Origin of the sequence: Bacteroides ndongoniae, from assembly GCF_900108345.1 — a bacterium.
Lineage (GTDB): Bacteria > Bacteroidota > Bacteroidia > Bacteroidales > Bacteroidaceae > Bacteroides > Bacteroides ndongoniae.
On the sequence record NZ_FNVV01000014.1, the window covers coordinates 101353 to 123966 of the forward strand.

At 41.9% G+C, this 22614-nt stretch carries 12 protein-coding genes; all 12 read left to right on the plus strand.

Annotated features, from left to right (window positions below):
- Positions 1-102: 102 nt before the first annotated feature.
- The 12 genes from BQ5591_RS11435 (at position 103) to BQ5591_RS11490 (ending at position 22614) form a co-directional block, all read left to right on the plus strand.
- Positions 103-1008, plus strand: coding sequence for an IS982 family transposase (locus BQ5591_RS11435; protein ID WP_071149493.1), 906 nt, complete (start codon positions 103-105; stop codon positions 1006-1008).
- Between the two features lie 52 nt (positions 1009-1060).
- Positions 1061-1753, plus strand: coding sequence for an SGNH/GDSL hydrolase family protein (locus BQ5591_RS11440; RefSeq protein WP_083380955.1), 693 nt, complete (start codon positions 1061-1063; stop codon positions 1751-1753).
- A gap of 381 nt (positions 1754-2134) precedes the next feature.
- Complete coding sequence (locus BQ5591_RS11445) at positions 2135-2938, plus strand: TrmH family RNA methyltransferase (RefSeq protein ID WP_071149495.1); 804 nt, start codon at positions 2135-2137, stop codon at positions 2936-2938.
- A gap of 623 nt (positions 2939-3561) precedes the next feature.
- Complete coding sequence (locus tag BQ5591_RS11450) at positions 3562-5217, plus strand: hypothetical protein (protein ID WP_159434455.1); 1656 nt, start codon at positions 3562-3564, stop codon at positions 5215-5217.
- A 148-nt stretch (positions 5218-5365) separates the two neighbouring features.
- On the plus strand, positions 5366-6616 hold the full coding sequence (locus BQ5591_RS11455; RefSeq protein ID WP_083380956.1) for a glycoside hydrolase family 5 protein: 1251 nt from the start codon (positions 5366-5368) through the stop codon (positions 6614-6616).
- 149 nt (positions 6617-6765) lie between these two features.
- A complete protein-coding gene (locus BQ5591_RS11460; protein ID WP_159434456.1) occupies positions 6766-9024 on the plus strand; it encodes a right-handed parallel beta-helix repeat-containing protein in 2259 nt (752 codons plus the stop codon).
- Between the two features lie 21 nt (positions 9025-9045).
- A complete protein-coding gene (locus BQ5591_RS11465; RefSeq protein WP_071149499.1) occupies positions 9046-11211 on the plus strand; it encodes a glycoside hydrolase family 3 C-terminal domain-containing protein in 2166 nt (721 codons plus the stop codon).
- 188 nt (positions 11212-11399) lie between these two features.
- The gene (locus BQ5591_RS11470; protein WP_235817087.1) at positions 11400-14549 is read left to right on the plus strand and encodes a SusC/RagA family TonB-linked outer membrane protein; all 3150 of its coding nucleotides are present in this window, start codon (positions 11400-11402) and stop codon (positions 14547-14549) included.
- Between the two features lie 12 nt (positions 14550-14561).
- On the plus strand, positions 14562-16502 hold the full coding sequence (locus tag BQ5591_RS11475; RefSeq protein WP_071149500.1) for a RagB/SusD family nutrient uptake outer membrane protein: 1941 nt from the start codon (positions 14562-14564) through the stop codon (positions 16500-16502).
- A 243-nt stretch (positions 16503-16745) separates the two neighbouring features.
- Positions 16746-18014: a DUF4959 domain-containing protein gene (locus BQ5591_RS11480; RefSeq protein WP_071149501.1), complete on the plus strand. Its 1269-nt coding sequence runs from the start codon at positions 16746-16748 to the stop codon at positions 18012-18014.
- A gap of 48 nt (positions 18015-18062) precedes the next feature.
- The gene (locus BQ5591_RS20860) at positions 18063-19832 is read left to right on the plus strand and encodes a cellulase family glycosylhydrolase (protein ID WP_159434457.1); all 1770 of its coding nucleotides are present in this window, start codon (positions 18063-18065) and stop codon (positions 19830-19832) included.
- A 304-nt stretch (positions 19833-20136) separates the two neighbouring features.
- A complete protein-coding gene (locus BQ5591_RS11490; protein ID WP_159434458.1) occupies positions 20137-22614 on the plus strand; it encodes a glycoside hydrolase family 95 protein in 2478 nt (825 codons plus the stop codon).

The window sequence follows — 22614 nt, forward strand, 5'->3', positions numbered from 1 at the left end:
AGTTCGATATAAGCAAATAAATATTTCACTGAAAATTAGGAACATAGCGATAAAAGTATTAAATTTATAGTGAACAATTATAACATTTAAACGATTATCACTATGTTTCCAGAGTCTAAAGTTACAGAGATTTATTGTATGGCCGATGATTTTTGCAAGGAATTTACATTTCAACAGGAAAAATATATGATTGATGATAAGAAGACCAAGCATCGCAATAAACCCAACCGTATGAGTGATGCTGAGATTATGGTTATTCTTATCCTGTTTCACTCCGGTGGTTTTCGCTGTTTCAAGCATTACTACAAGGAGTATGTCTGTAAACATCTGAAACACCTTTTTCCGCGCCAAGTTTCCTATAACCGTTTTGTAGAATTGGAAAAGGAAGTACTACTTCCCCTGAGCATCTTTATCAAAAAAGTACTGCTGGGAACCTGTACCGGCATCAGTTTTGTGGACTCCACTCCCTTACGTGTATGCCGTAACCAAAGAATCCTTATTCATAAGACATTTGAAGGACTTGCCGAGCGTGGAAAATGTTCAATGGGATGGTTCTTCGGATTCAAGTTGCATCTGATAATCAATGACAAAGGGGAAATTCTCAATTTCATGTTTACTCCCGGAAACGTGGATGACCGGGAGCCTTTGAAGCTGGGCAAGTTCCTGAAGAACATTAAAGGAAAACTATGTGCAGACAAAGGATATATTGGTCAGGCCCTGTTCGAGAATCTTTTTCTTAATGGCATACAACTTGTCACCAAGGTCAAGAACAATATGAAGAACTCACTGATGAGTATTGCCGACAAGATCTTGCTCAGAAAAAGAGCCCTGATCGAAACGGTCAATGACGAATTGAAGAACATTGCACAGATAGAGCACTCCAGACATCGTTCATTCAATAACTTTATAGCTAACTCTTTGTCGGCTATCGCAGCATACTGCTTTTTTGAAAAGAAGCCAGCTATTGATATAAATTTTGTCAATGACAGACAACTTTCTTTTTTTTGATTTTATATCGAACTCACGTTAAATAATAGTTGATTGTATAGCTGAAATAGATATGAATAATAGATTGTTACATCGCTTCTGTATTGTATTGGGCATTATTATGTTTGCAATGCCACTTCATGCGGGTACTGTCCGCATTATGGGAATAGGTGACTCTATCACGGAAGGAGGGGGAACTTTCACTTCATATATGGGGCCTTTGGCACGACTGTTGAGTGCGGCAGGTTTCGACTATGAGTTTGTAGGTCCCCGGAATGGAAGTTCTGCCGGCATTTCATATAAACATGCTGCTTTTGGTGGTAAGAATACCGAATATGTTGAACAGAGAATTGACTCCATATATCGGACTTTCCCGGCGGACATTGTACTGATACATTCCGGTCATAATCATTTTGTAGAAGAAAAGCCGGTTCCGGGCATTGTGGCCGCTCATCGTTCTATGATTGATAAGATAATGCAGGTCAATCCGGATGCAGTGATATTAATAGCGGGAGTTATTCATAGTGGTAAGTTGCCGAAGTATAGTTACATCGCCGAACTTAACGAAAGTCTTCGGCAGATGGTAGAAGACGTAAACCGCCCGAATGTGAAGTATGTCTCTGTGAACGATGGATTCGACTGGCGCATTCATACCATAGCCGATAAAGTTCATCCCAATCTGACAGGTGCATTTGTGATGGCTTGTAATTGGTTTAAGGTTTTGAATCCGATTATTCTGCAATGCTTTGTTGAAAAGAAATCATAATCATGGTTAACGGCAAGTTAAGAGGAACGAGTTATTGAGGAGTTGTAGGCTAAAAAGCAGAGTGCTTTATTTTTCCCCAGTTAGGAAATCTTTTTTCCCTAACTGGGGAATATTATTTTCCTAACTAGGGAATAATTTTTTCCTAACTGGGAAAAATTCATGCCTTCTCCTGATATAATCATAAGCTTTTTATTTTATAAACTATAATAGTAGACATTTCTTGAGAAATGCTTCTATTTGAATAGACACTTTGTCTAATGCTGTGTCTTTTCCTGTCATAGAGGTATGCTTGTTGTGCTTTAAGCTGATTTTCGGAAGAAATATTATCAGATATGTGGGGAAGAAACACTATTTTTGTCTCGGTGAATTTAAAGGAACGATATGTCTGTTATTGAAATAACTTCTCTGGAACAACCGGGTGTGGAAGTGTTCAGCACACTGACCGAAGCACAACTGCGTAACCGGCTCGATCCACAACACGGTATCTTTATTGCCGAAAGTCCGAAAGTGATTCGCGTAGCACTTGATGCGGGGTACGAGCCTACCGCCTTGCTTTGCGAACGGAAGCACATAACGGGCGATGCGGCCGATATTGTAGAACGAATAGGTGATGTTCCCATTTATACCGGCGACCGCGATTTGCTGACTCGGCTTACCGGCTATACGCTGACGCGCGGAGTGCTTTGTGCCATGCGTCGGCCATTGCCGCCGATGGTGGAAGATGTGTGCAATGGCGCACGTCGTGTGGTTGTGATTCATGGAGTGGTGGACACGACCAATATTGGTGCCATATTCCGTTCGGCAGCAGCTTTGGGCATTGATGCCGTATTGCTTACTCCCGATTCTTGCGATCCGTTGAACCGCCGTTCGGTGCGCGTGTCTATGGGTTCGGTTTTTCTGATTCCCTGGACGTGGATTGAGAATCCGTTGACGAAACTGAAGGAACTTGGATTCCGTACAGCTGCATTGGCTTTGACCGACCGTTCTGTTTCTTTAGATGAACCGGCACTGAAAGCAGAAGCCCGTCTGGCTTTGCTGATGGGAACCGAAGGCGATGGCCTGCCTGTCGAGGCCATTTCCGGAGCCGACTATGTGGTACGTATTCCTATGATGCATGGGGTCGATTCGCTGAATGTGGCGGCTGCTTCGGCTGTAGCATTCTGGGAGTTGTGTAAGAAATGCTAAGAATGCTCAAGTTTCGGTGAAACCTCACTTTGCTGTGATCTATTGAGGGTTAGTGTGTTGCAATGATGGATACGCGGACAACACGGACAATGCGGATGAACGCGGATTTTCATTTTTCTTCTTTTTATCCGTGCCAATCCGCTCATTCCGCGTTGTCCGCGTATCCATCTTTCATTTTCTAAAGTTCTACTTGACGCCCGTAACTACTTATTTTAGCCGGGCAACATCGGTAGTTAGCTAACCTAACAAGCAATGTTGTCTAGTATGACAAGCAATGTCGTCAGGTTTTATAAGCAATGCTGTCGGGTTTTACATACAAAGCCCACGAGTATTGCAAGTAAAGTCCGTGAGTATTGCCAGTAGTTCCCAAGAGTATTGCAAGCATGGCTCGCGAGCCGTGCAAGTGTTGCTCGGTAGTGGCTGATAGGGTATTTATAAGTCTTTTCGCCCCTTTTATTGCAGATAAACTTCTTGTTTGCTTAAAAATGGGTATGTATTGTTATGATAAGAACCATAACCGTTTTTATTTTATACCTACTGTTAGGCTAATAATTGTGTTATTTTGCAAGTGAGCCAATGCAAATTGGCGGTTCTGAAAATTTAATGATATAGTAAATAAAACCATGAAAACATTGTTTAACCTGAAAAAACTAACTCTTACCTTTTTATTCACAATGGGGGCATTGTCGGTTCATTCGCAGTCGGCAAGTTTGCCTTATATTATGGATATGGTACACAACAATCCGGGCGAACCTCTTTACGAGAGTATGTACGACAGACCGGACGTATTGAAGTCGATGGGTTATAATGGAAAATGCTATTTTTTGTTCGATTCGCCTACGTTGGCCATTAACTGGGACGATTTCGATAAAGATATCCTTCCGCCGGGTACGCCCGACCGTGAATGGGTCGACAAGAAAGCGGCGCGTCTGCACGGACTGTTTAATGATTGCAAGCGGAACGGAGTCGACGTATATGCCATGAGCGATTTGATTCTGTTGCCCAAACGGCTGGTCAGTAAATATGGTATCGAAAAAACATTTGGTAATCCTCAGGATACATTAGTTCAGCGTATATTGCGCTATCAGCTTAATGCTTTTTTCAAGCAGTTCCCTCAGATGGACGGTATTGTGGTACGTATCGGCGAGACCTATTTGGAAGATGCGCCGTTTCATGTAGGACACATTCAGAAAAAGGATAATGCAGATCAGTGCATTATTCCTCTGATGAATTTATTGCGCGAAGAGGTGTGTGTAAAATTAAACAAAAAGGTTATTTTCAGGACATGGTGGGCATTCGACACAGACGCAAAAAAATATCAATATATCAGTGATCAGGTTGAACCTCATCCCAATCTGGTGATTGCTATCAAACATTGTGAGGGAGATTTTCATCGTGGAAATCCTTTTAGTAAAGTCTTGGGATTAGGCCGTCATCAGCAATTGGTGGAAGTTCAGTGTGCCCGCGAGTACGAGGGCAAGGGTGCATATCCCAACTATATTGCTCGTGGGGTGATTGAAGGTTTCGAAGAAGACCGGGCAAAAAAGGAAGAAGGCAAGTACTGGTGCATCCGCGATATTTATAATACGGGTAAGTTGGTCGGTATGTGGACCTGGACGCGCGGTGGCGGATGGGAAGGACCTTATCCTAAAAATGAGCTGTGGTGCGACCTTAATGCATGGGTAATGGCTCAGTGGGCTCGTTCACCGCAGCAACCGGAAGAAAAGATTTTCCATGACTATGCGACCAAGCGTTTGAAACTTTCCCGTAAGGATGCGGCGCGTTTCAGAGAATTGGCATTGCTTTCGGAGAAAGCTACACTGAGAGGAATGCGTAGTGCTGCTTTCCCGAATGATGTTTTTGCTATGTGGGTGAGAGACGAATACATTACCTTTCCTGCTTTACCCAAGAACAAAGAGAAAGTCCTGACTCTGTTGGCCGAGAAAGATACGGCAGTGACATATTGGGAACGGATCGTTGAATTGTCAGAGCAGATCAGCATCCCCGATGCTTTGTTGGATGAAACGATGAAGGTGACATGTCGTTATGGCAAGCAGATGTATCGGATTTATTGTGCGTTGTTCCATCTGGCTGCCATAAGACAAGGGCTGACGGAAGAAGATAAAACAGTTTATCTGGCAGAATACGACGATGCCTGGAGATGCCTCGAACAGTTGGCAGACGAAAAACCGGCATACTGTCCGTCTTTGTATTCGAAAACACTTATCCGCCGTACATGGTCGGAAGTGGCAGATAAAGCAGTGAACGGGATGCGGTAAGTTTCGGGAAAACGTTTCCGCAATTAAAAGCCCGCGAGATGGAATATAATGGATAAGAAAAACACTTTTGTAGATTATCTTTTTTATACTTGTGGAATAATTTAGAGAGAAAACAAACATAAAATAACTTTATAATATCATTAATACCATGAAAACAGAATTATCAAATAACTATTCTGGAACGCTATTGGCAAGAGTTATATGCCTGTTGTTATGCGGCACTTTTTTTGTATTGCAAGGAGGACAGGCACATTCATATCCGGAGGCAAACGATACAGAGAAAGCAGACAAAGACGCATGGCAAGTGGCACGTTGGCTGGGTATGGGATGGAACCTGGGTAATCAGTTGGATGCCATAGCAGAAGGTGTGTCCAACGAAACAGTTTGGGGAAATCGTCCTGTGACACAAGTTACATTCGACAAATTGGCTGCGGCCGGATTTACTTCCGTACGTATACCTGTTACTTGGATGGGACATATTGGTAGTGCGCCTGAATATAAATTGGAAGAATCGTGGCTGAAACGTGTGGAAGAAGTTGTAGGATATGCCGAGAAAGCCGGATTGAATGCTATTGTTAATATACATCATGATGACAATTATTGGCTTAGCATGAAGAAAGCCATTCAGGGGGAAGAACAAAACGAGGCGATTAAGGCTCAGTTGAAGGCTGTGTGGACACAAATAGCTGCCCGTTTCAAGGACAAAGGACATTTTTTGCTGTTCGAGGCGATGAACGAAATCCACGACGGTCGCTGGGGATGGGGAGATAACCGGAAGGACGGTGGCCGTCAGTATGCTATTCTGAACGAGTGGAATCAGATTTTTGTAAATACAGTACGTGCTACTGGCGGCAAGAATACCGACCGTTATCTATGCGTACCGGGTTATGCTACCAATATTGAACTTACTCTTCAGAGTTTTGTATTGCCTAAAGACGTTGTGCCTGGCCGTTTGCTGGTATCTGTGCATTGTTACGATCCTATGGATTATGCCATGAGCAACAAATATACAGAGTGGGGACATACGGCAGATGCACCTAAAAAGGTGACCGGTGACAACGAAAATCAGATTGCCAGTCAGTTTAAAGCGCTGAAAGAACACTTTGTAGAAAAAGGCGTTCCGGTATACATCGGTGAAATGGGATGTATACACCGTGCAACCGAAAGGGAAGAGGCATTCCGAAAATACTATCTGGAATATTTTTACAAGGCAGCCCGCACCTATGGTTTGGCTCCTTTCTACTGGGACGACGGAGGTAAGGGACTGTGTCTGCTGAATCATGCTACAGGCGACTGGCAACCGGGTGCGCTTGAGGCGATCGGAGCCATGAAGAAAGGACTGTTTACGGAGGATAGTTTTTATACCTTGCAGACGGTCTACGAGCAAGCTCCCCGGTAGAGCATTGACAGCTGTTATTTCTCTTTGATAAGATGGTAAACTTTGAATAATCAGTCGGATTTTTTCGGCTGACAGCCCTTTCTATGTCCTGAAAATAGAGACATAAAAACAGAAAATCACAAGTTTTATTGAAGTAAAAAGTATTATAAATGAAAAGGTTAACTTCTTTTATGATCCTGCTTGCAAGTACGGTTTGGATAACGATGCATGCTGCAACTACAAAGATATATGTCGATGGCATACACGGAAAGGATACGTATGACGGAACCCTTCATTCACCGATCCGTACTTTCGAAGAGTTACAGAAAAGGTTACTTGCAGCCGATACGTATAACGACATTGTGGTGTATATACGTGATGGTGTGTATGAGCTGACTTCTCCATTGGTATTTGATGAAAAGATGGGTGGAAACATCAAACGGAAAATAGAATTGCGGGCTTATCAGGAGGAACAACCAGTCTTGTGTGGTGGTTATCGGGTGAAAGGCTGGCAACTGTATGACATTGACCGTTCTGTATATTATGCCCAATTGCCCGAAACGTTGGACGGACGTCAGTTCTTTGTAAACGGTCAACGAGCTGTCCGTGCACGCGAGAGTGATGCTGTAAAGCGATGGATTAAGTCAGACAGCATCGGACATCTTACTTCTGATATGTCATTGCTGAAATGGAAGAATCCGGAATTCGCAGAATGTGTTTATCGTGAAATATGGACTGCTCCCCGATGTGGTGTAGCGTCTATTACGCAGCTAGGCGATACACTCGTACGTGTGACCATGAAACAGCCGGGATGGAAAAACTGTAGAAACAAGGGTATTACTTCGACCCGTACTCCGTGGTATTGGGAAAATGCAATGGAATTATTGGATGAAGAAGGTGAGTGGTATCTTGACAAGACGGGTGCTATGGGAAAAGGGAGAAATGTACTTTTTTATAAGCCTTATATTTGGGAAGATCTGGAAGAAGCAGCATGTATTTTCCCGGTTTTGGAATCGCTGGTAAGAATAGAAGGGACTAAGGAGAACCCTGTGTGCAATGTTCGTCTGAATGGTTTGCAATTGGCTTATACTACTTGGTTGCGTCCTGGTACGAATCGGGGAAATCCGGATGCGCAAAACAACGTAATGCGACAAAATGCTACAGGCGAAGGCGAATCGATGGCCGAAGGGGCTGCGGTTGTAATGAGACATGCACAGCATATTTCCATAGATAACTGTTCGTTTCTGCATCTGGGTGGTAACGGTATTAATATGGAGGCTGGATGCTCGTATAATGAAGTTAGCGGATCGCTTTTTTACGATCTGGCAGCAACTGCCATTCAGATGGGAAATTATAAAAACTGGCAGAAGCGTGATAGCGAAGACAGCTACCATCCGGAAGACAAGCGTAATCTGTTAAGAGAAAATCTGGTCGAGAACAATCATATTGAATTATGTGGTGTGGAATATCGTTCGGCCACAGGTATAGGGGCTGCCTTTCCGGTTTCGACAGTTTTCCGAAACAATACGCTGAAAGACTTGCCTTATTCGGGGTTTCACATTGGTTGGGGCTGGACAACGGTGCCTTATACGGTTAATGGTGATAATCTGATAACGCGTAACTGGATTCAGAATGTTATGGTGGAGCTGGCAGATGGCGGATCAATTTATACTTTGGGAGGTGGTTCTCCCCAAGCTCCTACAACCATAACCGAAAACTACATGAATCGTACCATGTGGGGACAGGGTGTGTATTTGGACAATGGCAGTGCTTTTTATCATGTATCAGATAATGTGTATGAAAAGATTGATGATTATAACGTAAAGATCAATTCTGGTAGTCATGATATCCGGGTAGACGGTATTTATTCCAATAAAGTAAAGAATCTGCTTGCTGATAAATGCGACAATTGCCGAATGGATAGCACGGTTTTGTTTGATAAGGCCAATGCCCGGCGGATGGTAGATAAGATTAAAAAGAATGCAGGGGCAAAGAGAAAATTTGTTTCAGCCTGGGAGGTTATTCCTGATAAACACATTTTTGAATTAGAATGTGCTGAAATGGCCGGTGGGGCTTACACGACTTCGGGTATCGGAACTCATGTATTCGATTATTGCGGGATGGGTTTTGTCTCGGGATTTGATAGGGAGCAGAATAATGAAATACGTTTTAAGAACAAGGTTAGTGCTGGTGGAAAATATGTGGTAAAGCTTCGTTATTCGTCGGCAAAAGACTGGAATGGAAAGGTGATGTTGAAAGTAAATGGAAAGATACAGGCATGTGAACTCGATGAAACAGCAAGGGGAGAATGGCGGACCGTTACACTTCAGGTAGACTTGAAGAAGGGAGTGAATGAGATAAGCTTGTTCAATACAGAAAAAGGAACCGGACATTTATTTTTTGACGTGATGTATATTTATCGTGCTTAATGGATAACAATGAACACAATTATGAAGAATAAAATAGGGACAATATTACTGATATGTAGCATGTGGGGAAGCGTTGTTTGGGGACAAAGCTACAGATTCCCTTTTCAGAATCCACAGCTGAATGAGGAAGCACGTCTTGACAATCTGATTTCATTGCTGACGCTGGATGAGAAGGTTGCATTGTTTGGTGGGGCTGGCATTCCACGGTTGGGTATTCGTGGAGCTGGCAGTTCGGAAGCTCTTCATGGGATAGTACAGGGAGGACCTGCGTGGAACCCTAATCAGGCCAAACAAATTACGACTTCTTTTCCGCAAGCTTATGGATTAGGCGCAACGTGGGATGTGGAGTTGATACAGCAGGTAGCTGACTACATTGCTTATGAAGGCCGTTACTTGTATCAGAGTCCCAAATATCAGCGGGCAGGACTCATTCTGTGGTCACCCAATGCCGACTTGGGACGTGATATCCGCTGGGGACGTACAGAAGAATGTTATGGAGAAGACCCGGTATTGACTGCAGCTTTGACAGTAGCCTTTGTTAAAGGGCTTCAGGGCAGTCATCCGAAATATTGGAAGGCTGCTTCGCTGATGAAACATTTTCTGGCAAACAGTCATGAATGCGGCCGTGTGGAGACCTCTTCCGATTTTGACGAGACACTGTTTCGTGAATACTATTCCTATCCTTTCTGGAAGGGAATCGAGTTGGGAGGAGCTAATGCTTTGATGACAGCATATAATGCTTATAACGGAATACCTTGTACGATTTCTCCGGTATTGCGGAAGGTTTTGCAAAAGGAGTGGGGATTTGACGGTATGATCATCACCGATGGTGGAGCCTTTCAGCAATTGAAGAACACGCATAAAGTATTTGAGCGTTTGGAAGATGCGGCCCAAGCTTGTATTAAAGCCGGTACTACCCGTTTTCTGGACGACTATAAGGCTGCTTTAAAAAATGCATTCTATGAAGGAAAAGTTAGCGAGAAGGAACTGGAAGAGAATATAAAAGGAAATCTTAGAATTATGTTAAGACTGGGATTACTGGATGATGACGATTCCAATCCTTATAAATCAATAGGTATAAAAGATACGATAGATCCCTGGTTGAAAGAAGAAACCAGGCAGCTTGTCCGTCTGACAGCCCGGAAATCGGCTGTTCTGTTAAAGAACGAAGGCCGTCTGTTGCCATTGGACAAGGGAAGTGTAAAACGTATTGCCGTGATTGGCAATAGAGCAGATGTGGTATTGGAAGACTGGTACAGCGGTGCGATGCCTTATAAAATTACACCGCTGGCTGGTCTGAAAGAAGTGGCTGAACGTGAAGGAATTGAAATACGCTATGTGAAAGACAACAAACGCAGTGCGGCGGAAGATGCGGCTGCATGGGCAGATGTAGTGATCGTTTGTCTGGGGAATGATCCTACAGGTAGTCAGGAATGGGCTAAGGCTCCTTGGGGACAAACTGCGTTGGCTTCCGACGGTCGGGAAGATGTGGACCGCACATCGTTGCAGCTGGAACAGGAAGACTTGTTGAGGTCCGTTTATAAGAAGAATCCGCGCACAGTACTTGTTCTTATCAGTAGTTTCCCTTATGCGATCAACTGGTCGCAAGATAATATTCCGGCGATATTGCATTTTACGCAATCGTGTCAGGAACTTGGACATGCAGTTTCCGATGTCATTTTCGGTGATTATAATCCGGCAGGACGTACTACGCAGACTTGGGTGAAAGATATTAGTGACCTGCCTCACATAATGGATTATGATATCAGAAAGGGACGTACTTATATGTATTTTAAGGGTAAACCGCTATATGCTTTTGGACATGGCTTGAGTTATACAAGTTTTGATTATTCTCATTTGCAGGTTGAACAAAAGACCTTATCGGCCAGTGAAACGCTTCATGTCTGTTTTAATGTAACTAATACAGGAGAGTATTCGGGGGACGAGGTGGTTCAGGTATATGTGAAATTACCGGGAGATGTGGCTGCCAAAAGATTGAAAGTATTTTCCAGAGTATTTGTTGAGAAAGGAAAGACAGAGACTGTGGAGATACAGATTCCCGCTACTGACCTGATGCTGTGGAATGCCGCAGAAAATTGTTTCAAATTACCCGAAGGAAAGATGGAACTGATGGTGGGAAGTGCTTCGGATAATATAAAACTGAAAAGTAAAATACGATTGCAATGAAATGATTTTTCAGAGTAATAGAAATAACAAGATGTTTAACCTTTTAAATTTTAGCAATATGAACAGTTCTTGAATAATGGATGTACATTACAGTTTTGAATAAACTGTATAGTGAGCACAAAATCATTTTACTCATATATAAACTTTTTTTTAATATTATGTCAAACAACGTTTTAAAAATAAGGTGTTTGAAGTATATATGCCTTATTTGTACAGTATTCTTTTATGTCTCTGCACAGGCACAGGTCCGTACTGTAACGGGTGTCGTTAAGGACGATGCGGGAGAAGTTGTTACAGGTGCGACAGTAGTAATTAAGGGAACCACGACAGGAACTACGACCGATTTTGATGGAAAATATTCTATTCGGGTAGATAATAATGATGTTTTGGAGTTCTCCTTTATCGGTTATTTCAAGAAAACAGTTAAAGTAGGAAACCAGACTGTGATTAATGTAACGATGGAGAGTGATACTCAACAATTGGATGAGGTTGAGATTGTAGCATTCGGTACACAGAAGAAATCAAGTATGATTGGTGCCGTGACCACTATCAATACCAAGCAACTGAAGGTAAGCTCCAGCAACCTGACAACCAGTTTTGCCGGTAAGTTGGCAGGTGTGATTGCTTATCAGACGGGTGGTGACCCCAGTGAACAGAATGTTAACTTCTTCGTTCGTGGTGTGTCTACCATGGGAGCCTCCAGTTCTCCGCTTATTCTGATTGATGGTATTGAAAGTTCTCAGACAGACCTGGCACGTTTGCAACCGGATGATATTGCAACTTTCTCAATATTGAAAGATGCAACAGCTACGGCATTGTACGGTGCTCGTGGTGCCAATGGTATCTTGCTGATTACAACCAAAGAAGGTAGTGTAGGAAAGATTAAAGTCAATATTCGTTTGGAATCAGTACTTTCTTCTCCGACTGATATGGTAGATGTGACAGATCCTGTTACATACATGAAATTGCACAACGAGGCAACTGCTACACGCGATCCGTTGGCTGTTCAGTTGTACTCGCAGGATAAGATTGACAATACGGCTCTAGGAATTAATCCGTATGTTTATCCGGCGGTAGACTGGCAGGATATGTTGTTTAAGGAGTCATCCATGAATATGAAGTCTACATTCAGCATTTCAGGTGGTTCGAAGTTTGCCCGTTACTATGTAGGTGGTACTTACAATATAGATAACGGTATGTTGAAAGCCGACGGTGCTAACGATTTTAATAATAACGTACGCTTGAGCACTTATCAGCTTCGTTCCAATGTCAATGTGAATGTGACAAAGACAACGGAAGTTATTATGCGTCTGGGTATTACAGTTGATGATTACACCGGTCCTATTTATGGTGCTACGGATATGTTCAGAAGAGCTAATCTGGCAAGTCCGGTATTGTTCCCCGCTTATTATCCCCGTACAGGCGAATACGCTAATTTGCCTCATATCATGTTTGGTAACTATGATGGTACAGGCAATTATCCTAATCCGTATGCCGATTTGCAGCGTGGTTACAGAATGTATGACAATTCGAAGATTGTTTCCACTTTCGAAGTGAAGCAGGATTTGGAAATGATTACGAAGGGATTAAAGGCACGTGCAATGTTCTCGACCGACCGTTATTCCCATAAAGGAGCTACACGACAATATAATCCGTTCTACTATTATGTAACTAATTATGATCCGGTGAAAAACACATATAGTTTGACCAATCTGAATCCGCCTAACTTGTCGGATAATGGCGGAACTGATTATCTGAATTATGTTCCGGAAACCACTGAGGTGAATGCAACTACTTATTTTGAGGCTGCACTTAATTACGACCGGACGTTTAATGAAAAGCACAATGTATCGGGACTTTTAGTAGGATATTTACGTAACTATGAAACCTCTGTAATTCCTAATAACGATTTGAATCTGGCTGTATTGGCTACATTGCCCTATCGGAATGCGGGTATTTCAGGAAGATTGGCTTATGGCTACGATAACAGATATTTTGTAGAAGGTAACTTCGGTTATAATGGTAGTGAACGTTTTTCAAAGAATCATCGTTGGGGCTTTTTCCCATCAATTGGTGTGGGATGGATGGTTTCCAATGAAAAGTTTATGAAGCCGTTTGAAGATTATATTAGCAAACTGAAATTTAAAGTGACTTATGGATTAGTAGGTAATGATCAGTTGAGTAATGATGCCAAAGACCGCTATTTCTATTTGTCAAATGTGAATGTAAACGATTCTGGATATGGTGCAACGTTTGGAGAACGTTTTAGTGAACACTTGAATGGCGTTTCTATTACTCGTTACGCTAACGATGAAATCACGTGGGAACTTTCCAAGAAGTGGGATTTTGGTATCGAATTAGGACTGTTCCGTGCGTTGGATCTTCAGGTCGATTTCTTTAAAGATAAACGTTCTAATATTTTAATCAGTCGTTCTGATTTGCCTAAAACAGCCGGTTTGCTTAGTTCAGTTAAGGCAAATGCCGGTGAATTGGAAAGTCATGGTGTAGATATTATTTTGGATTACAACAAGAGTTTCAGTAACGGTCTTTGGATAACATCGCACAATACCTTTACGTATGCAACAAATAAGGTGACGAAATATGATGAGCCCAATTATGATGCTTTGGGTACTCCCTGGAGATCGAGAATAGGACAGAGCTGGAACCAGTCATGGGGTTTTGTAGCCGAGCGTCTGTTTATCGATGATCAGGATATCGCTAATTCACCTACTCAAAGTTTTGGTAAGGTTATGGCTGGCGATATCAAGTATAAGGATATTAACAAGGATGGCAAGGTAGACTATGATGATATGGTACCTATTGGATATCCGACAGTGCCGGAAATCAACTATGGTTTTGGTATTTCTGCTGGTTATAAGATCTTTGACTTCTCTTGTTTCTTCCAGGGAACAGGTCGCCGTTCGTTGTGGATCAGTCCTGTTAATTGTTCTCCGTTTGTTGATCCGAACAGTGGTATAAAAGGTGCAAGCAATTTGGTTTTGCAAGATATTGCCGACAGTTATTGGTCAGAAGACAACCGCAATATCTATGCTCTTTGGCCTCGTTTATCTACAACTCGTGTCAGCAACAATGAGCAGAGCAGTACCTGGTATATGCGCGATGGAAGTTTCCTTCGTTTCAAGTCGTTGGAAGTCGGAGTTTCGATGCCACGGAAGATCTTACGCAAGCTGAATATGGAATCAGTCAGATTGTATTATACAGGAACTAATCTATTGGTATTCAGTAAATTCAAGATGTGGGATCCGGAGCTTGGAGGTAATGCTTTTGCCTATCCGTTACAGCGGACACACAGTATTGGTTTACAAGTTAACTTTTAAAGGAACATGATTATGAAAAGAATAAAATATTTCATTTTAGCAACGTTGTTTACTCCATTATTCAGCAGTTGTGAGTTTTTGGATATTATTCCGGATAACGTTGCTACAGTAGAATCTGTATTTGGGGATAAAAATTCAGCTAAGCAGTATTTGTATACTTGCTATAGTTTTATGCCCAGTCATCGCAGTATTGGTGACAACCCGGGATTTGCTTATGGAGGAGAATTTGTTGTGATAACCGATAACTGGACATTTACTCCGTCGGGCTTGCCCAGAATATTGTTTGAAACAGGCAACAATGCTGCCAATCCTTATTGTGATTGGTGGACACGTACGAAGAATATGTTTGCTGCCATTCGTGTATGTAACTATTTCTTGGAGAATATTGAGACTGTTCCCAATCTGTCGGAAGTGGAAAAAATGCGTTGGCGTGATGAAGTGATATTCTTAAAGGCATACTATCATTGGTGGTTGTTCCAAATGTATGGCCCTATTCCTTTGATGGATACTAATCCTGGTTTTACTGAGGATAAGGATTTGCAAGTCTATCGAAATACGAAAGACGAATGTGCCGATTATATTGTTGGCTTGTTCGACAAAGCTATTCAAGGCGGAGGACTTCCGGACAATATTTTAGGAGCAGAAGTAACTGAAATGGGACGTATCACCAAAGCTATCGCAATGGCTGTAAAAGCAAAGGTGATGGTTACGTTAGCCAGTGATTTCTTTAATGGAAATAGAGATTACGAGAATATGGTAGACAACAGAGGTGTTCATTTATTCTCCTCGGAATATAGCCAACAACGTTGGGTCGATGCTGCACAGGCTTGTAAAGAAGCTATCGACTTTTGTCATGCTCAAGGGATGAAACTTTATAAGTTTACAGCACCTTCTGGTCTTGGCACCAATGAGCAGATAGATTATACCTTGCAGCCGGCCATGATTCTGGCTGGAAAACTTCCGCTGAATACAGAGATCATTTGGAGCCAGGCAGAGGCAAAGCAGAATGTTTACGGAGATATGCAATACCGTTATGGTTTCCCTGAATATTTGTATAAAGGAAACATTTATAGTCCGACCGAGAAATTCGTAGGATATGAGACTTGTGGTTCTTTGGGCGTTTCTATGAGCGTAGCTGAGACATTTTATACGCAGCATGGTGTGCCTATCACAGAGGATAAAACCTATTATAAAGAAGATGAATGGTATAAGGCCGATGAAGATTACCAGAGTCGTACAGATCATAAATACTTGATTAAAGAAGGATATCAGACTAACAAAATAAATCTGTATCGTGAACCAAGATATTACGGATCGATAGCTTTCAGAGGTTCCTTGTTGTTTGGCTATGGTAACAATAATATAGACGACATGTATTATTTCTATCCTAAAAATACCAATAGAGCCAATACAACCGGTATGCTTGCCCGTAAATGGGTTCCTTATACCAGTGCTCCGGCCCAGGAAATTGATTTTTATCATTGGCCTATTATGCGTTTAGCCGATTTGTATTTGTTGTATGCAGAAGCATTGAATGAATGTACAGTAGGAAACGGCACTCCTGATCCGGATGTCTATTTCTATGTGAACGAAGTGCGTAAACGTTCTGGATTGGAGCCTGTGGAAGATGCTTGGACTAAGTATTCGGAATATCCACAGAAGTATACTACTAAAGAAGGAATGCGCCAGATCATCCGTCAGGAACGTCGTATTGAATTGGCTTTCGAAGGACATTCATGGTTCGATTTGCGCAGATGGAAATTGATGGAAAGTATGTTTGGAGCAAGTACAATGCGGGGCTATAACGTGAAGTATTCTGATAATCTGGAATATATAACAACTCCCACAGTGATACATGCTACCAAGTATGAAACTAAGAGTAATTTGTGGCCTATTAAGGATTCCGAGTTGAATACTAACCTGAATTTGGTTCAGAATCCGGGATGGGAATAATAAACCTGACTCAAGTTCCGCATGTTGGCAAATGCTTGTGTACGAAATTGTAAGTGATTGATAAACAGAAATATATTAGTTTATTCTCAATTTACTAAAAATAAACTGGTAGTTTACCCGTATTAAACTGATAGTTTACTCGTATTAAACTGATAGTTTATCCGTATTAAACTGACGGTTTATCCGTATTAAAGCAGAATAAACAAATGGCGGAACTTAAATAAACCTGAAATATTATATATTATGAGACGTCTTATAAATATTGCATTTTTTGCACTTCTTCTTCTGGCCTCATGCAAAGAAGAAAGTAGTTATGGACAATATCCGGTAGAATCCACTCCTCCGGGAAAGGTTACCAATATTGAGTACGAAGCATTACCGGGAGCAGTGAAGCTGAAATATGAGCTGCCGATGGATAAAGACTTGTTGTATGTAAAGGCTGCCTACCAGCTGGATAATAAGGAATGGAAAGAAGCGAAAGCATCGGCTTATACAAATGAACTGTTGCTCGAAGGATTTGGTGTAGGCGACAGTACGCGCCAGGTCCGGGTGACAGCTGTTGATGTTAACCAGAATGAATCGGAAGTTGCGCTAATTGACGTTGTTCCGGAAGCATCACCTGTATATGAGGTTATAAAAACTGTATCTGGTGTAGCTACTTTTGGTGGGGTTAAAATCTCTTGGACAAATCCTAAAGATTTTAATGTAATATTGGTGCTGAATCGTGAGAACGAAGCCGGTCAGATGATTCAACCAGTAGGTGGACGAATTTATGCAGAAGGTAATGGTAAAGAGGATTCAAGGTCTATTCAAGGCATTGATTCTATTATGACCCGTTTTACTGTTCATGTTGAAGACCGTTGGGGAAACAGATCTTCTAAATATGAATTTATGGCCAAACCGATGTTTGAAGAATTGATAGATAAGTCTTCGTTCAGACGATGGAATCCAAGCAATGCACAAGGTACAGATCAAATCAAGTATCAGGCATGGTGGGGATTTGATATTGAGAAAATATGGGATGGACTTCATCCAGGAAACCATTCATCCGATAATTGTTATAGTACAGCCCAAGGGAATAAAGAAAACAGAATTACGTTTGATATGGTTTCTCAGATCAAGCCTTCCCGAATGAAGCTTTGGGCCAGAAAGAATTACAAATATTCTGCTATCGGTGAATATATCCGTGTTTGGGGTTCGAACGACCCAGAAGGATTGCCGACTTTTGATCAAACGGTTGAACCAATTGAAAAGCGTTGGACATTATTGACGGAAGAACAAGGGCCTAAGGGAGGATATCATGTTTATAAACCTTCTGGATTACCCGGTACACAAGTTACATCTGGTGATGTTCAATATGCTGAAGTCGATGGAATTGATATTTATTTCAAAGCCGATATTCCGACTGTCAGATATATCTGTATTGAAATGGTTTCGATGTGGAGTGGTGGAAGTACGGGGTCGTTTACGATTGCAGAAGTTGATTTCTATGGGCAATATGTCAAGAAGTAGTCGGAAACATCTGTTTTTATGAATATAAACTATAAAAAATATATAGTTATGAAAAATAAACTACATACTATACTTTTATTGTTTGTTTGTTTCCTTAGCTTGTTTGCATGTGAGGATATTAATGACAAACATGACATTTATATGAGGGATGGAGAAGAATTGCATGTTGGAAAGATGGATTCTTTGTATCTGTATCCGGGCAATTTGAGAGCCCAATTGAAGTGTTGGATTACCGACCGGCGTTCAGTGTGGCTTATGGTACAAAAAGATAATAGTGAGGAAGAACAGTGGATCAGTTTACCGGAAGGAAATCGGGAAGATTCGATAGTCGTTTATATAGAAGGGCTGGATGAAGGAAGCAATCAGTTGACTTTTATGACGACGAATGAAGACAAATCGGTCTTTTCCGTACCACTGAAACAGTCGGTTACCGTTTATGGCGAAAAGTTTCAGCAGGGATTGATGCAACGTACTGTGGAACATGTGGAAGCAGCTGAAGGTTTCCTGAGAATCTCTTGGGGACCTAAAACCACCGAACAGCTGGTAGGTGAGAAAATCTACTATAAAGATATAAACGGTAAGGAATGCACTCATGTGACATCGGCTGATAACAATGTCAGTGTCATCAGCAATGTTGACTTGTCTGCCGGTATGTTTGAGTATTCTTCACTTTATCTGCCGGTATCTACAGCTGTTGATACTTTTGCTGTGAATAAAGAAAAGGTAGAATATACAATTACCCCACGTCCGGAAGGCATGAAAAAGAATGCCATCCAGATTGCTAAGGAAATAAAACTAGGTTGGAATCTGGGCAATTCGTTGGAAGTTGGTAGCGGCGAAACTGCTTGGGGAAATCCCAAAACGACAAAAGAGTTGATTACAGCCGTGAAAAATGCCGGTTTCTCTGCAGTCCGAATTCCGTGTATTTGGGGGGCATTTGCTTCGAATGACGGAACATATGAAATTCGGGCTGATCGTATGGCGCGTGTGAAAGAGGTGGTAGATTATTGCATGGACAATGATCTGTATGCAATCCTTAATACTCATCATGATTGGATTGACAAATTCAATTATAAAGAATATGATGAAGCTTTGGTTGCACAGTCGGAAGAGAAAGTTCGGTTGATATGGGGACAAATAGCAGAGGAGTTTAAAGAATATGGCGAAAAGCTCTTATTCGCCTGTGCCAATGAAGCAGATGTACCTCAGGCTGCTATGCCTATTTTCAAGCGTTTCGAACAGGCCTTTGTAGATGTTGTACGTGAGTCAGGAGGTAACAATCTGTATAGAACATTGGTAATACAGTGTCCGAATACAGATATCAATCGTGCATATCAGTACATGGATTTGGTAGAAGATTATGTTCCGATGAGTCTTATGACTGAAGTCCATTATTATACTCCTTGGTCCTTCTGCGGCTCCGGTGAAGGAACATATTTCTGGGGAGAAGAATATAAGATATACGGACAAATAGAAACAGGATATCAGGAGGCATATGTATGTGATCAATTCCAAAAGATGAAGGAACTTTTCGCAGATAAGGGAATTCCTGTTGTTTTAGGTGAATACGGTGCCTTATATGGTGGAAAAAAGAAACTGGAAGATCCGGAATTGCAAGCTAAGGCTGAGGAATCAAGAGCTTATTTCATGCAGTATGTAACAGAGCAAGCTAAGAACTATGGATTGATCCCGTTTATTTGGGATGATGGATGGAATTTCCCGTTGATGGATAGAAGAAACTGCAAGGTGATTGAAACACGACAAATGGACATGGACGCTTTGAATAAAGGAGCAGAAGCCGGAGTTTATCCGTTCTGATGCGAATTGTTGAAGGTCTGTGACTGATGAAAGGGTGTGCCGGAGTGGCTTTGGATTTTTGTGATTTGTAACTGTTTAAATTTCATTGTTGATAACTGAGATTGGTATGAATTACAATATCCGTAGCTATAGGTACACCCTTTTTAGCATATAACGCTGTAATGTTATCCAAAACGCATCTATTTGTTATCATTTGCATCCTGTTGGGTAATGATACATCGGGTATATTTGTTACGGAGAAAAAGATTTTATTTGGAATATGTATTATTAATATGGAATAGTTGAAGCTATGGTTAAAGCATGTATGTTACGGAATTTGTTATTCGTTATGGGAGCTGCCGTTATGTTGCTATCCTGTAAGGAAGATATTGGACGATTGGAGAACTCTAATGTGATGCGTTTATGGTACGACGAGCCTGCAGAGTATTTTATCAATGCTTTGCCTTTAGGAAATGGACGCTTGGGAGCTATGGTGTATGGACGTCCGTCGGAAGAACTGATCCATTTGAATGAAAGTTCTTTTTGGACCGGAGGACCTGTCAATTTAAGACCTAATCCTGATGCTTCCGTTTATTTGCCGCAAATACGAAAGGCTTTGGACGAAAAGAACTATGCCTTGGCCGATCAGCTGGCACATAATATGCAAGGATTGTTCAGCCAATCTTATGCACCAATTGGAGATTTGCTGATCAAGCAGCAATACAAGGGAGAGGCAACTGACTATTATCGTGATTTGGACTTGCAACGTGCAATTGCTACCACTCGTTTTAAGGCTGATAATGTGGAGTATATTCGTGAAGCATTTGTGTCTTATCCTGATCAGGTGGTGGTAGTTCGTTTCACTTCATCGGTACCCCAGGCTCTTGATTTGGAACTACGTACACAGACTAAGATGCATGCTACTGTAGCAGTTGACGGAAAAGATTTGCTGGTCGAAGGCAGAGCACCTTCGCATGCCGATCCTACTTATATTAATACATCAGACGAACCTGTTCAATGGGGAGATTCGTGTAGAGGTATGCGCTTTCAGACACGTATTCGTACTTTGAAAAACGATGGGCAGGAAGCTTTGACGGATGGAAGCATTCGGATAACAGATGCTTCGGAGGTTGTTCTGGGTATATCCATTGCTACCAGTTTCAATGGTTTTGATAAATGCCCGGTATCAGAAGGAAAAGACGAGAAAAAACTGGCCAAAGCGTATTTGGACTCTGTTTGTGGGAAATCTTACGATGAGCTGAAACAGGCACATATTGCTGATTATTCTTCATATTTTAATAAGTTAGGTTTCTATTTGAAAGGAGATGCTTCCAAAGAAAAGATGCCTACCGATGAACGTCTGCAAGCATATCAGACAGATAATTCCGATCATGGGTTGGAAACGTTGTTGTATCAGTACGGACGTTATCTTCTGATCGCTTCTTCACGAAAAGGAGGAGTTGCTGCCAATTTGCAGGGAATATGGAATGTAGATGTACGTCCGGCGTGGAGTAGTAATTATACAACCAATATTAATTTTGAGATGAATTACTGGGCTTCTGACAAAACTGGCTTGGGAGATATGAATGAACCGATGATTCAGCAAATCATCAACATGTCGAAAACCGGACGGTATGTTGCTTCGGATTATTATAAATGTCGTGGATGGGCTGCCGGACACAATTCCGACATTTGGGCCATGACCAATCCGGTTGGTCATCTGGGAATGGGCGATCCGCAATGGGCTAATTGGACAATGGCTTCTCCTTGGCTTTCACAGCATTTGTGGGAAAAATATGCTTATACGGGCGACGAGGAATATCTTAAAAACACTGCATATCCGATTATGAAATCAGCCGCAGAATTTTGTCTTGACTGGCTGATTGATGATGGCAACGGGCATTTGCTGACTTCTCCATCTACTTCTCCTGAGCATCGGTTTATAGGTGAAGATGGGAAAGCGTGGGCTGTTACCAAAGGAGCTACGATGGATTTAGGACTTATCCGGAATCTGTTTGAGAATACCATAGAAGCTATTCAGGTTTTGGGCACAGACAAGGATTTTGCCGTTTCTTTGAATGAGGCATTGGTAAAGATGCTACCTTATCAGCCGGGGGCTGAGGGTGATCTGAATGAATGGGGAGCTGATTATGCAGATGCAGAACCACAGCACAGACATGTTTCTCATTTATTTTGCCTGCATCCGGGACATGATGTTTCTGCCAATCGGACTCCCGAATTGTTTGAGGCCTGTAAGAAGACTTTGTTGAAAAGAGGGGATAAAGGAACGGGCTGGTCTTTGGCATGGAAAGTTTGTTTCTGGGCGCGTCTTTTGGATGGCGAACATGCTTATAAGTTGATTAACAACTATCTGAACTATACAACGGAACGAGGTTTCTCAGAGAATGGTGGAACGTATCCGAATTTGTTTAATGCTTGCCCTCCATTCCAGATTGACGGGAACTTTGGAGTTGTAGAAGGAATATCCGAAATGTTGCTGCAAAGTCATTTGCATGAAATACATTTGTTGCCAGCTTTACCTTCGTCGTGGGATGCAGGAGAAATTATCGGACTGAAAGCTCGCGGAGGTTATGAAGTGAACATATCATGGGAACATGGAAAACTAAAAAAGGCGGTATTGTCTGCGATGAAAGATACAGAGTGCCGTTTGCGTACGAATGCCCCCATACAGATAAAAGGGGTTAAGATGAAAACCATTGAACAGAAGAGCGTAGCTGGAACTACCTATCTGAATGTATTTGATGTAAAACATGGAAAGAAATATATTATAAAGCCTGTGTGA